The 15,871-nt window shown below is 57.6% G+C and carries 11 protein-coding genes and 2 pseudogenes; 10 read left to right on the plus strand and 3 right to left on the minus strand.

Going from position 1 to position 15,871, the window contains the following annotated elements:
* Positions 1 to 3: 3 nt before the first annotated feature.
* Together galE and IVA74_RS08580 are read right to left on the minus strand one after the other, a co-directional pair.
* Positions 4 to 1,023 carry a UDP-glucose 4-epimerase GalE gene (galE, locus tag IVA74_RS08575; RefSeq protein WP_247341614.1) on the minus strand — a complete coding sequence of 340 codons (1,020 nt, stop codon included), beginning with the start codon at positions 1,021 to 1,023 and terminating at the stop codon, positions 4 to 6.
* 236 nt (positions 1,024 to 1,259) lie between these two features.
* On the minus strand, positions 1,260 to 1,466 hold the full coding sequence (locus tag IVA74_RS08580; RefSeq protein ID WP_247341616.1) for a hypothetical protein: 207 nt from the start codon (positions 1,464 to 1,466) through the stop codon (positions 1,260 to 1,262).
* Positions 1,467 to 1,697: 231 nt separating this feature from the next.
* On the opposite strand from IVA74_RS08580, the gene IVA74_RS41105 reads away from it, so the two are divergent.
* From IVA74_RS41105 to IVA74_RS08625, 10 genes and pseudogenes are all read left to right on the plus strand, one after another.
* Positions 1,698 to 1,880: a hypothetical protein gene (locus tag IVA74_RS41105; RefSeq protein WP_346730924.1), complete on the plus strand. Its 183-nt coding sequence runs from the start codon at positions 1,698 to 1,700 to the stop codon at positions 1,878 to 1,880.
* A gap of 183 nt (positions 1,881 to 2,063) precedes the next feature.
* Positions 2,064 to 3,097, plus strand: a pseudogene (locus IVA74_RS08585) (IS110 family transposase).
* Between the two features lie 1,066 nt (positions 3,098 to 4,163).
* Positions 4,164 to 4,298, plus strand: coding sequence for a hypothetical protein (locus IVA74_RS41110; RefSeq protein WP_346730925.1), 135 nt, complete (start codon positions 4,164 to 4,166; stop codon positions 4,296 to 4,298).
* A gap of 502 nt (positions 4,299 to 4,800) precedes the next feature.
* Complete coding sequence (locus IVA74_RS08595; protein WP_247341618.1) at positions 4,801 to 7,242, plus strand: Ig-like domain-containing protein; 2,442 nt, start codon at positions 4,801 to 4,803, stop codon at positions 7,240 to 7,242.
* Positions 7,243 to 7,335: 93 nt separating this feature from the next.
* Entirely contained in the window at positions 7,336 to 9,270 is a 1,935-nt protein-coding gene (locus IVA74_RS08600) for a type I secretion system permease/ATPase (RefSeq protein ID WP_247341622.1), read from the plus strand.
* Positions 9,267 to 10,580 (plus strand): HlyD family type I secretion periplasmic adaptor subunit, encoded by a 1,314-nt coding sequence (locus tag IVA74_RS08605; protein WP_247341625.1) that lies wholly within the window; start codon positions 9,267 to 9,269, stop codon positions 10,578 to 10,580. The genes IVA74_RS08600 and IVA74_RS08605 overlap by 4 nt, the downstream gene beginning before the upstream one ends.
* Before the next feature lie 266 nt (positions 10,581 to 10,846).
* Positions 10,847 to 12,190 carry an IS5 family transposase gene (locus tag IVA74_RS08610; protein WP_247341628.1) on the plus strand — a complete coding sequence of 448 codons (1,344 nt, stop codon included), beginning with the start codon at positions 10,847 to 10,849 and terminating at the stop codon, positions 12,188 to 12,190.
* A gap of 414 nt (positions 12,191 to 12,604) precedes the next feature.
* Complete coding sequence (rfbF, locus tag IVA74_RS08615; protein ID WP_247341631.1) at positions 12,605 to 13,375, plus strand: glucose-1-phosphate cytidylyltransferase; 771 nt, start codon at positions 12,605 to 12,607, stop codon at positions 13,373 to 13,375.
* A 342-nt stretch (positions 13,376 to 13,717) separates the two neighbouring features.
* Positions 13,718 to 14,281, plus strand: a complete 564-nt coding sequence (gene rfbC / locus IVA74_RS08620; RefSeq protein ID WP_247341634.1) for a dTDP-4-dehydrorhamnose 3,5-epimerase — start codon at positions 13,718 to 13,720, stop codon at positions 14,279 to 14,281.
* A gap of 152 nt (positions 14,282 to 14,433) precedes the next feature.
* On the plus strand, positions 14,434 to 15,357 hold the full coding sequence (locus IVA74_RS08625; protein ID WP_247341636.1) for an NAD(P)-dependent oxidoreductase: 924 nt from the start codon (positions 14,434 to 14,436) through the stop codon (positions 15,355 to 15,357).
* Positions 15,358 to 15,425: 68 nt separating this feature from the next.
* Here IVA74_RS08625 and IVA74_RS08630 read toward each other — a convergent pair.
* A pseudogene (locus IVA74_RS08630) lies at positions 15,426 to 15,871 on the minus strand (IS3 family transposase); the annotation flags it as partial.

The raw sequence follows: 15,871 nt of genomic DNA on the forward strand, positions 1-15,871 counted from the left end.
CCTTCAATGCCTCTCGCTTGCCAGCTCCAATTCCCACTGGTACGCATGTCGCACCATTGTTGATAGTTCATCATAACGGGGGAACCAACCGAATGATCTAAGCTGATCACTATTTGCGACCACCGATGCCAAGTCCCCAGCTCGACGCGGGGCTAACCTAAGCTTAAAATCAATTCCAGTTACTGCCTTGACGATATCGACAACCTCTTTAACCGAATAACCCCGACCATATCCGCAATTTACGGTGAAGCTCTCAGTCCCTCCTTGCAAACGGCTAAGGGCCAGGACATGAGCGTCCGCTAAATCTGCAACGTGGATGTAGTCTCTGACAGCAAATCCATCGGGTGTAGGATAGTCGTTTCCGAAGATTTCCATGCGGGGTCTTTTCCCAAGAGCTGTTTCAATCGCCACCTTAATGAGATGAGTAGCATTCTTCGTTGATTGACCCATTCGACCGTTTGGATCGGCGCCGGCCACGTTGAAGTATCGCAGAATAGCATAACGCATCTCGTGCGCTGCTCCCGTATCCTCGATCATGCACTCGGCCATGTACTTTGATCGGCCATATGGTGATTTGGGATCAGGCTTCTGGGCTTCCGAAACAAGCGATTCCGAACTTCCGTAAACGGCAGCGCTCGAAGAGAATATAAAAGCACCGACCTTTTCGCTTATAGCGGCAGCCAGAAGCGTCTGAGTTTTCACAGCATTCGTCAAGTAATAGCCGAGCGGGTCTCGAATCGAATCCGGCACGACAGTCTTCGCCGCAAAATGTAGGATAGAAGTTATCTTGTTTGTCCTAATCACGCGACAAACCAGGTCAAAATCGCCTACGTCGCCTACGATAAGTTTAGCGGTGTTTGGGACGGACCAGCGGAAGCCCGTGGACAGGTCGTCGAGAACGATAACTTCATGTCCCGCATCGAGAAGGGCGAGGACTGTGTGACCTCCGATGTAACCGGCCCCACCTGTGACCAAGCACGTCGACTTAGGGGATGGATTAAGCGGCCTCGTTGTTACTTCCATGCGGGATTACCATTTTAGATTGAGTTGGCTTGTAGGAGCCAAATTGCGACCTGCCAGGCGCTGTGCCCCGGTTCTATGCTCTCCATGACGGGAAATCCGTAAGCGCTCATCTACCTGATCGACAAATCTGTTCAACGTTGCCAGTTAAAATGCGCGATAGCTCCCTCAAGCCCTCCGGACGTGTACCTCATTAAGCGCTTTGCCCAAGCGACGTCCGCTTCTCCCTAATAGCAGCGCTAAAGCGGAGATTGCCTGACTTCCGGGTTGGGCCACGAGAAAATACCGCCGAATGAGAAGCCGGTCGAGTGATTTATTTCGTTTTGTGGCCAATTAAGTTGTTTTAATTTATTTAATTGGTGGTACTTTAATATCTGCGGAAGGTTCGTCAGCGGCGTCAACATCAGGCGCGCTTGGCGCGCCGCCGCGCCGAGGCCCACGATCACCTAGCCGCCCGCGCCGAGGTCAAAGATGACGGCGTCCTTGCCCCGGACCTTGCGCATCTTCTCAGTCATCCATGGCCTCGTCCGCTCGTACCGAGGATTGCTCAGCACCTCGGGCCGATACTGAGCAAGTGGGACTGATGACAGTCCTCGCGCGTCCGGCACAGTGGGATGCTCCGCGCGTTGTCCTGTCACACGCTGCCCTTGCCCCCAACAGTCATAGGACGGTTCCCCATGCCCCCGGAAGACGAACACCGGCGTGAGTTTTTGGAAAAATTCGCAGCGGTAACGCCGCCTGCCGTGACCATGCTGCTCTCGACCTCCCTCACGTCAAACGCAATTGCGCAATCTGGAGGTGGAGGCATCCGGCACGAGCACCACGAACGCCACCACCATCACCATCATGACCGCGACTAGCGACCGGTAATGTTTCTGGAGGGACGATGAGGCCGCCATGCAGGGCGGCCTCAAACAATTAGGGACGAGTTCTCTGCTCTCAAAACCGGACATCCGCGTGGGTTTATGATGGGGTGGACGCCCCGCCCGACGGCATCGATGTGCCAAAGTGGAGGTGTTGAGCACCACTTAAGGGAGGCGTCCGTGTCAGAAGTTATCACAATCGGTCTGGATATCGCCAAGCCCGTTTTTCGCGTTCACGGAGCGGATGGGCGGGGTCGAGCGATGTTCAGCAAGCGGATCAGCCGAGGAAAGCTGCTGGATTTCTTCGCGGCGTAGCCGAGTTGCACGGTAGCGCTGGAGGCATGTGGTGGAGCACATCACTGTGCTCGTCAGCTGATACAGCTTGGCCATGAAGTTCGGCTGATCCCGCCCGCCTATGTAAAACCGTTCGTGAAGCGGCAAAAGAACGATGCGATCGATGCCGAAGCGATTTGCGAAGCGGCGCAGCGACCGAGCAGGCGGTTCGTTGCCGTGAAGAGCGAAGAGCAGCAGGCGGCGGGTCTGCTGTTCTGAACCCGCGATCTGTTGGTGCGACAGCGAACCCAGCTTATCAACGCGATCCGAGGACACCTCACTGAATATGGATGGGTCGCACCTAAGGGGCCATCGCACGTGGCGATGCTTATCGATCTGATCGAGGAGGAAGAGATGGCCAGCTCGCTTCCCAAAGCGGCCACGCCATGTTCCGATTGATGTTGGACCTGCTGACCGACCTCAATGGCAAGATCGCGGATCTCGACCAGGAGATCGCGCGACGTGCTCGCGAGGACGAGGTATCGCGCCGGCTAATGACCGTTCCCGGCATCGGCCCAATCTCCGCCACCGCGATCGCCGCTCTAGCACCGCCGGCCGAGACCTTTGCCAAAGACCGTGACTTCGCGGCATGGCTCGGTCTCACGCCTCTTCAAAGATCGACAGGCGGCAAGCAGAAGCTCGGTGCGACATCCAAGATGGGCGAACGCACGCTCAGGCGCCTTCTCATCATCGGCAGCAGCGCGGTCGTGCAACAGGCGAGCAAACGCGGTGCGCCAAGGGGATCGTGGCTCGAACAGATGCTGGCTCGCAAACCGCGCATGCTGGTAACGGTCGCGCTCGCCAACAAGATGGCGCGGATCGTCTGGGCGCTACTTATCAAGCCGGAGAATTACAGGGCTCCGGTCGCAGCCAAGGCGTGATCCTGGCCGGCCTGAGGTCGTCAGAGATGTAGTCGGTCGAAGGAGAGTATGGCGCAACAGTCTCCGAGACGAGACCGGAAGAACCAGGTGTACTCATCGTGCCTACCGAGCACGCGTTTATGATTTGGTTCCGGTCTGCGAACTCCCATACGGGCCCGCAGCTTCATCGCTGCACCATCAGAGGCCGGACAGATGGCAGCATCCGACTACGTGCCGATCTTCTTCAAAAATCGCTTGCATCTCGCGGGGCGTCCACAGATGAGTACAGGCCCTAATGAACCGCCTGGATTCTGCGGCAAACGAAGCTTTTAAGAACAACCAGCCAGCGGCTCACATATTCGGGTGGCCAACAACAAAATGGAAAATACTCCTAAATCGGATCAGGTAAAATCGTATTAGGCAAAATCCTGAACGGGTGCTGGAGGGGGATGTCCCGGGTTCTGTTGAGTTCTGAAGAGGTCGGCGTTGCCCACCTTGAGCCGGTAGGTCGGGGTGCTGATTCCACAAAGGAGAGAAACGCCAAGACGAGAGATATCACGCCCGCCGGTTGGCCGGCGACCAGGACTGTGGACGAATTCGTTTGCGGAACTGCGGGCGAGCTTCGATTGGTTCTGCCTTGCGACAAGAATCCAAGCGCTCGGCACGATGATGGAGGCGCCCGATCGAGATTGCTTTCCACGAAGCGGCGTTTGGTCCCATGAACGATGGAGGCGCTTACTCTGACGGTCTGGGCAATCTCCTCGTCGCGGCTGCCGCTGTCCCGCCAGTAAAAATCTGGGCCGGCTTGAGTTTGCGAGCGGCATGCTTGCCGCCGCCCGGCATCGCCGTCTGCTCCTCGCGCTCGGCTTGGCTCAATTCAAACCGGTACCGTACAGTCATCGTTCGCCTCCCTGTCGGAGGCTGCGGACGAATCGATCCATGAGTCAAAAATCAGGCGCACGCTTTACCGAGAAGCAGGGCCATTATCTGGCTTTCATCTACACCGACTCGCATATGTTCGGACGGCCCCCCGCTGAAGCCGACATGCAGCGTCACTTCGGTCTTAGCCCGCCCTCAGTCTATCAAGATGATCGTCACGCTCGAACGGAACGGCCTCATTCGCCGTCAGGCCGACACCCGCAAAAGCATCGAAATCCTCGTGCCGCCAGAAAACTTGCCGATCCTAACCTGGCTCGGTATCAAACCGTCTAAATCATTGTGACGAGCCCCTAACGGTGAAAAGCCAACGCGGCGGATGCCGCGCGGGGCGCAACGGCTCGGTTGATTGGCGCACCGTCCCGTCGAGATCTCAGAGTTTGCGTTGCCCGCGAGGCGAAGGGGTTTGCCAGCAGGTCGAGCGTCCTAGTATCGTCGAGTGGCAGTCGAGCCAGGCGAAATGAAGCGTGCCATGGGAGCAGGCGGTCGACACCAGTATTCCTCGGTATTTGTTGATTTTCTTCATGTGACTGCTGCTCCCCACGCGAGTGCCTGAGTTAATTAAGTAATTGCCGCCGTATTTAAATTCGTTTGCGGCCTGGCGAGGTCAGCCAATAATCACCTTGAGCAGGCCGTCATGTCGTCGCAAAAAAGCCTCTGCTAATCGACAAAGACCAACCAACGGCGCTGCGCCAGCGGCGTCGCACTTGCGGTACCGACGCTCGGGTGGCTCAAGATTGGGCGCGTACCGGGGACAAACCAGATCGAAAACTACTAGGAGAAACTAGATGGCAGCCATTCCTTTGAGCTGGAATGACCCGATGTTTAGCGGGGTTACTACTTCGAATTCGGTCAACGTTCCAAATGACGGGACGATTTCGAACAAGAGTATTACCGACACCGGCGGTAGCGCGTCGATTGTAGGCACCGGCTCGTTCAACATCGACGATGTCCGTATCAATTCACAGGAAGGTGTGCGCATTGGTGGTAGCGGGACTGTAAACATCAACAATTCGTACATCGAAACGACGGGACTGGCGGGAGATCACGCGGATGGTATTCAGGCCTATGCTCCCGGCGGCCATGGCAATGTGACCATCACAAATACGATGATCGTTTCCCACGATCAAAATGCGACCGCCGGACTGTTCGTTGCGGACTATTTTGACGGAAACTTCACGTTCGCTAACGATGTATTCGAAGGTGGTCCGTTTGGTCTGCGTATTAACGCGGATGCGGGACCCGGTCACACATACAACGTCGCCCTCAAAGATGTCTATTTCATACAGGACTCATTTGGTTCTGCCCCCTTTTCCATTTCGGTTCCGGCTGGTTATGAGGGCGCCACGTTAAATATCACTCAGTGGGACAATGTGCGCTGGGCAACGATCGTGAATGGTCAGCTTGTTCCGGGCGCTCTTATCCCTCCGCCGCAGCCGTTGTCAGGGACTGCACCCACCACGCCGACGGCACCCACCACACCCACCACACCCACCACACCGGATGCACCCACTATTGCCTCGTTCTCGACCGACAGCGGCGTCGCCGGCGACAAAATCACCAGCGATAATACGCTCGAGCTCAAGGGCACCGCTGCTGCCGGCAGCACGCTCAAGTTCTATGACGGTACGACCCAGATTGGTTCGACGACTGCGGACTCAAGCGGCAGTTGGGACTACATCACAAAGGTCCTGGCTGACGCCAAGCACACGCTGACCGCAACGGCGACTAACTCGTCGGGGCAGACCAGCGCGGCATCGTCTGCGTTGGCGATCACCGTCGACACCAAAGCGCCGATAGCGCCGATCATTGTCAGCCACACGGTGAACAGCGCCAATCAGGCGGTGATGTCGGGCAATGCCGAAGCGAGCAGCGTCGTAAAGGTGTTCGACGGCACGACCCAGATCGGTACCGCGACGACCAACAGCAGCGGCCTGTGGGGCTACACCAGTGCCGCCCTTGCGGCCGGCTCGCACAGCCTCACCGCGAAGGCAATGGACGTGGCAGGCAACACCGGCGCGGCGTCCGCCGTTTTCGCGGCTAACATCGGGACTTCGGCGTCGCCAACCACACCCACGTCGCCAACACCAACTCTTGGCAAAGTAATCGAGTCGGCTGGTGCGACAAGTCTCGTTGAGAGTGGCGACAAATTTTACCTCAACAGCAGCACCGGGACGGGCCCGTCGCTGAAATATCACGGCGTGGATTTTATCGACGGGTCAGATTACACTTGGGCGGCGATCGGTGCGGAGAAGACAGCGACCGGCTATGAGGTTGTCTGGAAAGAGGCGAGCACGGGTCAATACACGGCGTGGAACACCGACGGCAACGGCAACTACGTCTCCCATGTCAGCAGCCTGACCGGCTCCACGTCGGGCGGCTCGGTGTCGGGTACGAACTCGGGCCTTAAGTCGCTCGAGACGACCTTCCACCAGGATCTGAACGGTGACGGGCAGATCGGAGCTACCAGTTCGACCACACCGACGTCGCCAACGCCGACTGCTGGCACCGTAATCGAGTCGGCTGGTGCAACACGTCTCGTTGAGAGTAGCGACAAATACTATCTCAACAGCAGCACCGGGACGGGCCCCTCGCTGAAGTATCACGGCGCGGAGTTTGTCGAGGGGTCAGATGGCACCTGGGCGCCGATTGGTGCGGAGAAGACTGCTACGGGCTATCAGGTCGTCTGGAAGGAGGGGAGCACGGGTCCGTACACGGCGTGGAACACCGATAACAACGGAAACTACGTTTCTCATGTCAGCAGCCTGACCGGCTCCACGTCCGGCGGCTCCGTGTCGGGTACGAACTCTGGGCTTAAATCGCTCGAGACGAGCTTTCACCAGGATCTCAATGGTGACGGGCAGATCGGTGCTTCCAACGTAGCTACGTCATCCACAAGCACGACTCAGGTCGTTGCTACTTCGAGCTCGACAGGCAGCAACATACAGACGAGCACTTCAGGCAATGACGTCTTCGTTGGCACCAGCAAGGCCGACACTTTCTCGTTTGCCGCGAATTTCGGCAACGACGTCATCAAGGGCTTCGTTGCCGGCGGAGCTGCCCACGACACGATCGAGTTCAGCAAGACCGTGTTTGACAGTTTCGCGAGCGTTCTCTCCCACGCGGCCCAGTCAGGCGGCGACGTGGTGATCGCGACGGGGAGCGACACGCTCACGCTGAAGAACACCAAGCTGGATGCCTTGACCAACCACGACTTCCACTTCGCGTAGGGGACTGCGTAACCACACAGAGTAGTACTCAACAACGGCCTCGGGGGATCTCTTGGGGATCCCCTGATAAGGCATGACTCAAGGGCGGCTGCCATGATGGACTTTAGACGGCGGGGGGTCATCCCCCCGCCTGCGAATCTTTTTCGTATTCCACTTCTGCACATTTCAGGACTATGGGCTGGCGGAGGACAGTCGGCGGATGACGCCGAACTGCGGACCTCGCGACTGATCGGCTGGGCAAAGCGCTCGGTCGAAGTCCTGCGGCAACGGATATTCGCTGGTCGATCCCGGCCGGCGAAAGATTATGACGAGCCGCAGTCAGAGATGTCGGCTTTCCTGCGGTCTTGCCGCCGGATTTTCTGGGTTCTCGCGGCCTTCAGCGGAATGAGCAATCTCCTCATGCTCACCGGCTCGTTCTTCATGCTGCAAGTCTATGATCGGGTTCTGCCCGGGCGCAGCATACCGACGCTGATCGCCTTAATGGTTCTGGCCACGGTTCTGTACCTGTTCCAGGGTGGGCTCGACCTCGTCCGGAGCAGGATCAGCGCCCGTGTCGGCCGGTATTTCGATGAAAGGCTCAGCGTTCGCATATTCGACGCGCTTGTTCGCCTGCCTTTGAAGACCAGAGCCGACGGCGATGGCTTGCAGCCGGTGCGGGACCTTGATCAGATCCGCAGCTTCCTGTCGAGCGGAGGGCCGACGGCGCTCTTTGATCTGCCCTGGATGCCGATCTATCTCGGCGTCTGCTTTCTCTTCCACTTCTGGATTGGCGTCACTGCGCTGGCCGGCGCGCTGGTGCTGGTCGGCATTACGATGCTCACGGAAACGCGCACCCGAGGGCCGGCAAAGGCGACCTCGCGTCTCGCCGTCTCGCGAACCGCACTGGCGCTCGAGGGGCGGCGAAATGCTGAAGTCCTGCAGGCCATGGGCATGCGGCAACAGGCGACCTTACGCTGGCAGGATGTCAACGTGAAGTACCTCGCAGCCCATGAGCGGGCCAGCGATGTCGCAAACGGACTCGGTGGCGCCTCCAAGATTTTCCGGGCGATCTTGCAATCGCTGGTTCTCGCCGTTGGCGCCGTTCTCGTCATCAACCAGGAATCAACGGCCGGCATCATCATTGCCGGATCGATCCTCACCGCGCGGGCCTTGGCGCCCGTTGAATTGGCCATTGCGAACTGGAAAGGCTTCGTCGCCGCGCGGCAATCGGGACGCAGGCTGGATCAGTTGCTGAAGCTCCTACCCGCGGAAGAAGAACGGCTGGTATTGCCGGCTCCGACCGAAACGCTGACTGTCGAGCAGCTCTATATTGGCGCGCCAAATTCGGAGAGGCCCACCGTCAGTGAAGTGTCGTTCCAACTGCGGAGCGGGCAGGCGGTTGGAATCATTGGTCCGAGCGGATCCGGCAAATCGACGTTGGCACGTGCGCTGGTCGGGGTCTGGCCGTCCATTCGAGGCAGGATCCGGCTCGACAAGGCCGCGCTCGATCATTGGTCTTCGGACGCCCTCGGCAAGCACATCGGTTATCTACCTCAGGACGTTGAATTGTTCGACGGCAGCATTGCGATGAACATTGCGCGTTTCGACCCGCAGGCAACGGCCGCCGCAGTTCTGGAAGCCTCGCATGCCGCGGGCGCGCACGACCTCATCCTCTCCCTTCCGGACGGCTACAGCACGAAGATCGGCGAGGGAGGGTTAGCGCTGTCGGCGGGGCAGCGGCAGCGTATCGGTCTTGCGCGAGCCTTTTACGGCAAGCCCTTCTTGGTCGTGCTTGATGAGCCCTCTTCCAATCTTGACGCCGAGGGCGAGGAAGCCTTGACCGAGGCGATCCTGAACGTACGCCGCAGGGGTGGGATTGTTGCGGTTATCGCGCATCGTCCGAAGGCGCTGGAGGGCGTGGACCATGTCCTGTGCCTCGGGGAAGGCAGGGTTCAGTCCTTCGGCAAGAGAGAGGAGGTTCTCAACAGAGTGTTGCGAAATTCCGTAGCGCTCAAGGTCGTCGCGGAAGCTCAAGGAGGCAGCCGATGAACGGCCAGGTGGCTCCTGCAATGCAATCCATCCAGCGTTACATGATCGTCGGTATGATCATGTTCGGTCTGGTCACCTTCGGGATCGGCGGTTGGGCGACAACGACCCAATTGTCGGGCGCGGTGATCGCCCAAGGCGTGGTCGTGGTGGATTCAAGCGTCAAGAAAGTTCAGCATTCCACCGGTGGGATCGTGGGAGAGCTGCGCGTGCGGCAGGGCGACCGGGTCAATGCAGGGGATATTTTGATCCGCCTCGACGAGACCCAGACGCTCGCGAATGCGACGATCGTCACCAACAGCCTCGATGAGCTGTTCGCGCGGCAGGCTCGTCTCGAGACTGAGCGCGACGGTGCCGAGCAGGTCATGTTCCCCAAGGTGCTGCTCGACCGGGCCAAGGAGAGCAACTCCGAGGCGAGCCGTGCAATCATCGCGGAGCGAAAGCTGTTCGACCTGCGTCGTCAGGCGAGGAGCGGCCAAAAAGCGCAGTTGCAGGAGAAGAGCGCGCAACTGGAAAACGAGATCAAGGGCCTTACGGGGCAAACCGAGGCCAAGCAGAAGGAAGTCGAATTTATCCGGCAGGAGCTGGAGGGCGTGCGCAGTCTCTGGCAAAAAAATCTGGTGCCGATCACGCGGCTTAATTCCCTGGAGCGCGATTCCGCGCGCCTCGAAGGCGAGCGCAGCCAGTTGGCAGGAATGATCGCTCAGTCGAAGGGCAAGATCGCCGAAATCGGACTCCAGATCATTCAGATCGACCAGGACCTGCGGACGGAAGTCGGCAAGGATCTGATCGAAACGCGCTCGAAACTCTCCGAGCTGGGCGAACGCAAAACTGCGGCGGTCGACCAACTGAACCGGGTCGATATCAGGGCACCGCAATCCGGCCGCGTCCACGAGCTGAGCGTCCACACGGTTGGAGGTGTGATCTCTCCCGGCGAGCAGATCATGCTGATCGTGCCTGATGCGGATTCGCTCGCGGTTGAGGTCAAGATCGCACCTCGCGATATCGACCAGGTCTATGTGGGGCAGACCGCGACAATGCGCTTCGCGGCGTTCAACCAGAAGACCACGCCCGAAATCGACGCCGAGGTCAGCATGGTCTCGGCAGACATCACCCAGGATCAACGTGCCGGAACCAGTTACTACACGGGTCGCGTTCTTCTGAAGCCGGAAGAGCTGGCGAAACTCGGGTCGGCCAAGCTGTTGCCCGGCATGCCAGTCGAGGTCTTCATCAAGACGCCGGGTCGAACCGCGCTATCCTACCTTCTCAAGCCGCTGCAGGATCAGGCGGAACGAGCATTCAAGGAGCGTTGATCTTGCAGATTGGCTGGCAGCACAGGGCGGAGCGTGCGAAAAGCGCGCTCCGGTCGGATGAACGTCGCGCGCTGTAGCCTGCAGCCGATTGATCGCCCACGAGCTTAGACCATCGTCCGTGAAGAATTCCCAAGTCGTTGATTTAGAATCTGGAAACGGCGCACTGGGCTAATTGAGCTTGCCGGGAATCGGGTGCAGCGAAGGGGATTCCTTGCAAATTTGATTTGTGATTCACTCGCCATTGAACGATTTGGCGGGGGGACCAGGTGCGGCCGCCGGAACGGCGGGAGACGGGAGAGCAGGATCTGTTCCGGTCCCGGCTCGATCAGATCATCGACCTGAAGCATCCGCTGGTGGCGCTGGGGCGCACGGTGGATTGGGAGTTCCTGGAACGGGAGTTTGGCGCGGTCTACACGGATGACCCGGGCCGCCCGCCACTGCCGACGCGATTGATGGCGGGGCTGGCCATCCTCAAGCACACCTATGACCTGTCCGACGAAGTGCTGTGCGAGCGCTGGGTCGAGAACCCCTACTACCAATTCTTCTGCGGCGAGGAGTTCTTCCAGCACCGGCTGGTGTTCGATCGCTCGTCACTGACGCGCTGGCGCAACCGGATGGGCGAGGAACGGCTGCAGGCGCTGCTGCAGGAGAGCCTGTCGGTTGCCACCAGGACCATGGCGATCAAGCCGTCCGAGCTGTCACGGGTGATCATCGACACCACGGTGCAGCCCAAGAACGTGACGTTCCCCACCGATGCCAAGCTTCTGAACCGGGCGCGCGAGAAGCTGGTGCGGCTGGCGCAGTGCCATGGGGTGAATCTGCGCCAGTCCTATGCACGGGTGGGCAAGTTCGCCCTGATCCAGCATCAGCGCTATGCCCATGCCAAACAGTTCAAGCGCGCCAACCGGATGCTCAGGAAGCTGCGCACCTACCTCGGCCGCGTCATCCGCGACATCGGGCGCAAGATCGAGGGCAATGGCGGGCTCGAAGCAGCGTTCACCAGGCTGCTGTTGCTGGCTCGCCGCGTGCGCGAGCAGCAGCAACGTCAACGCGGGCCGAAGGTCTATTCCCTGCATGCACCGGAAGTCGAATGCATCGGCAAAGGCAAGGCCCATCGGCCTTACGAGTTCGGCGTCAAGGTCAGCGTTGCCACCACCCTCAAGCACTGCAAGGGCGGCCAGTTCGTTACCCACGTGAAGGCGCTGCCCGGCAATCCATATGACGGCCACACCTTGGAAACCGTGATCCCGGACATGGAGGCGCTGGTCGGCAACACCATCGCGCGCATCCTCGCAGACAAGGGCTACCGCGGCCACAATGCACCACCCCATTACAAGTTCAGGGTCTTCCTCTCCGGCCAGAAGCGAGGGGTAACGCCACAGATCAAGCGTGAACTCCGTCGCAGGTCCGCCGTCGAGCCCGTCATCGGCCATCTCAAAGCTGAGCATCGCATGGGCCGCAACTATCTCTGGTTCCGGCGCGGCGATGCCAACAACGCCGTCCTCGCCGCCGTCGGCTACAACTTCCGCCGCCTGATCCGCTGGCTGAGGATTTTGTTGCGCCAAATCCTCAGCGCTCTCTTCGTGGGGCCGACGATCAATCCGGCCTGAAATTAGCGTTCTTCACGGACGACTAGATCAGGGCGACGAGTAGGTGGGAGGGGGATGACCGAGCACTTCCTCGGATTGCAAGGTAAGTTCTCCTGACTCTAACCGGTGAACGCGCTTGCCGCACACCAGTTATACCAACGGCCCGCGGACGATCTGACAGGTTCGTATAATCCTGTCCGACAAAGGTCCATCTGCTGCTTCGAACGGGAGGGAGGATGCGCAAAGTCGGCAGCGCACGCTCAAAATCGTGTATTTATATCTCAGGCGCGCATGGGCGAACAAAATTTAAATTTTGATCGAATTTTAAACCTTGATAATATTTAATTACTGAGGTTAAATGTTTTCGCGCGATTATTGGCGAAGGCACCAGTTTCGGTGGTCTGGGCGAAAACAGCAAACATTTCAAGGCGATCGATGAAGGCAGTGATATTGGCCGGCGGTCTCGGAACGCGCTTTGCAGAAGAGACCGATATCCGCCCCAAACCCATGATCGAGATCGGCGGCAAGCCGATCCTGTGGCACATTATGAAGATCTACAGTAGCCACGGCATCAATGATTTCATCATTTGTCTTGGCTACAAGGGGTACGTAATCAAGGAATATTTCTCCAATTACTTCCTGCATCAGTCGAACGTTACCTTCGACATGCGGGAACACAGTATGCGAGTTTTGGAAAACCACTCCGAGCCCTGGAAGGTCACTCTGGTCGACACAGGTGAGGAAACGATGATCGGGGGCCGCATTAAGAGGATTCTGCCCTTTCTCGCAAAAGACGAGGATTTCTGCGTCACCTATGGCGATGGCGTATCGGACATCAACATAACCGAGAGTATCACATTCCATCGTCGTGAAGGACGCCTTGCAACCGTGACGGCAACCCAGCCTCCCGGACGCTTTGGTGCGATCAATTACGATGGCACCCGAGTAACCGGCTTTCAGGAAAAGCCGCGCGGTGACGGCGGCTGGATTAATGGCGGTTTTTTTGTTCTATCGCCCAAGATCGGAAATTATGTCGAGGGAGATGCAACGATCTGGGAAAGGGAGCCGATGATTAACTTGGCAAAGGATGGCCAAATGAGTGTTTTCTTTCACGACGGGTTCTGGCATCCGATGGATACGTTGCGCGACAAGCGGTACTTGGAAGACCTCTGGTTGAGCAACAAAGCTCCCTGGAAGAAATGGTAACGGGCGTTCAAAGCGGATCCTCATTACCGTTGTGGCGGGCTATGTCGGCCGAACGCTCGTTCCGCTTGCCGCGACAAGCTTCCCGATTCCGAACTGGTTGGCTCTGACACACTCTACCTTGCGCACAATCTCGCCGAGAGCCAACAGATCACCGGAATCGCTCGACAGCATGCATGCATTTTGGACGTATCCTCGACCGTCTCGACGGCGGCGACGCAGTGGTACATCTCGCCGCGATTACAATGCCCGGATGGGAAAAAAAATGAGGCAGTCACCGAGGCTATCAGCGGTAAGGCGGTGCCTCGCACTGGCAAACAAGGCCCAGAACCCAAGGATCTGCCGATGAAATTCCACCAGACGCCGCTTCTTGGCGCATATACGATCGAACTAGAAAAGCGAGGCGATGATCGAGGCTTTTTTTCGCGCTTATACTGCCAACGGCAATTCGAAACAGCTGGAATTCCCACTCCGATCGTCCAAATCAACAACTCGCTTACTGCCAAGGCGGGCACATTGCGCGGTATGCATTACCAGTTGCCGCCAGCAGCCGAAATCAAGGTCGTGCGTTGCATCCGTGGCACGCTATATGATGTTATTATCGATCTCCGCCCGGATTCTCCAACCTATGCTCAGTGGTTCGGGGCGGAATTATCAGCCGAGAACCGGTTGATGATGTATGTTCCGCGGGGTTTTGCGCACGGCTTCCTTACGTTGACTGACGACACGGAGGCGTTCTATCTCGTCAACGCCTTCTACACTCCCGAAGCCGAGCGCGGGATACGCTTCAATGACTCACGCTTCGACATGAGGTGGCCTCGCGTTCCCGTGGAAGTCTCCGAAAAAGATCGTAACTGGCCCGAATTCAATCCCGCTTTTCACGGGATTGAATTGCTCCGAGGCTTGTGAAGATTCTTCTTACTGAAGAAAGCTCCGCACTCTCGCAGCTCTGGTCACAATGCGATGGTTCCATTGAAGCGGCGAGTAAGTCACCGGCGTACGTGTGGGAGAAAGACGCGAAGTGGGCCCGACTTTACTCTCCGCTGTTGTTGAGGATTGCTATGAAAATTCTTTTGACCGGAGCCACATCGTTTACTGGTTTATGGTTCGCGCGAGAGCTTGCTGGGGCTGGTCACCAAGTAGTAGCGACCGTGCGAAGCGAATCTTATGAAGGGGTTCGCGGCGAGCGTTTTAAGGAACTTGAGAAAGTTTCATCGATAGAGTTGAATGTCTCATTTGGCTCGGAAAGTTTCTTGAAACTTTTAGAATCGGGCAAGTTTGAGCTCATTTGCCATCATGCGGCGGAAATGAAGGATTATCGAAGTCCCGATTTCGATCACATGGCGGCAACCGCGAGCAACACCAATAACCTAAGACGTGTATTGGATATTTTCCAAGGAGGCGGTGGTCAGGGCCTTGTTCTTACTGGCTCTGTCTTCGAATCCAATGAAGGCTTGGGAGATTCCGGAGCCTTCAATCCTTACGGACTCTCGAAGACGATGACTTACGAGATCTTTCTGTATTTTTGTGAGCAACGGAAGTTGAAACTCGGTAAATTCGTGATTACTAATCCATTCGGTCCTTACGAAGAAGAACGCTTTACACACTATCTCGTTAAAACATGGGCGAGTGGCCAGACTCCGCGCGTAAGAACGCCGGAATACTTGCGCGACAATGCGCACGTTTCGTTGCTTTCCCGTTGCTATCGCAAGTTTGTCGAGGCACTTCCTTCGCAAAATCAAATTCTCAACAAATTGAATCCCAGCGGCTACGTATGCAAGCAGGGGGAGTTCGCGCAAAAATACGCGAAGGAGTTTTCAAAGCGTGCGGGGAGAGACCTTCAAGTCATTCTCGATGACCAAACGGACTTTAGCGAACCTATGCGAAGGTACAACGCAGATTCCGCGGTCGAGTATGTCGGCAATTGGGAGGAGTCGAAAGCCTGGGACGAATGTTTTGAATATTACTGTGAGACATTGAAGTAAAGTTCGGTGTCGTGATCCCAACGTAAAATCGCCCGGACTGAGCTGCACCCGGTTCTGTTGACACCGGCTTAAGCTAATCCAACCTTCCGTTCGAACTCCATAGGGCTCAGATATCCGATCGTCGAATGCCTTCGCTTCGGATTGTAGAAGCGCTCGTGTAGTCGAACACGTCGGCCTTGACCTCGTTGCGTGACCGGTACACTTTGCGCGCTGTTCGCTCGGTCTTCAAGGACGAGAAGAAGCTCTCCATTGCAGCGTTGTCCCAGATATTGCCTGACCGGCTCATCGAGCAGACCACGCCGTGATCGGCCATCAGCCTCTGGAACTGTTCGCTGGTGTATTGGCTGCCACGATCGGAATGATGCAACAGCGCGTCCGGCTTGCCTCGTCGCCAGATCGCCATCACCAGGGCATCGGTGATGAGCTGTGCCGTCATTGCTGTACTCATTGACCAGCCGACCACCCGCCGCGAGAACAGATCAACGACTGCGGCCACATAGAGCCAACCCTCCGC

It is taken from the genome of Bradyrhizobium sp. 132 (genome assembly GCF_023074185.1).
Taxonomy (GTDB): Bacteria; Pseudomonadota; Alphaproteobacteria; order Rhizobiales; family Xanthobacteraceae; genus Bradyrhizobium.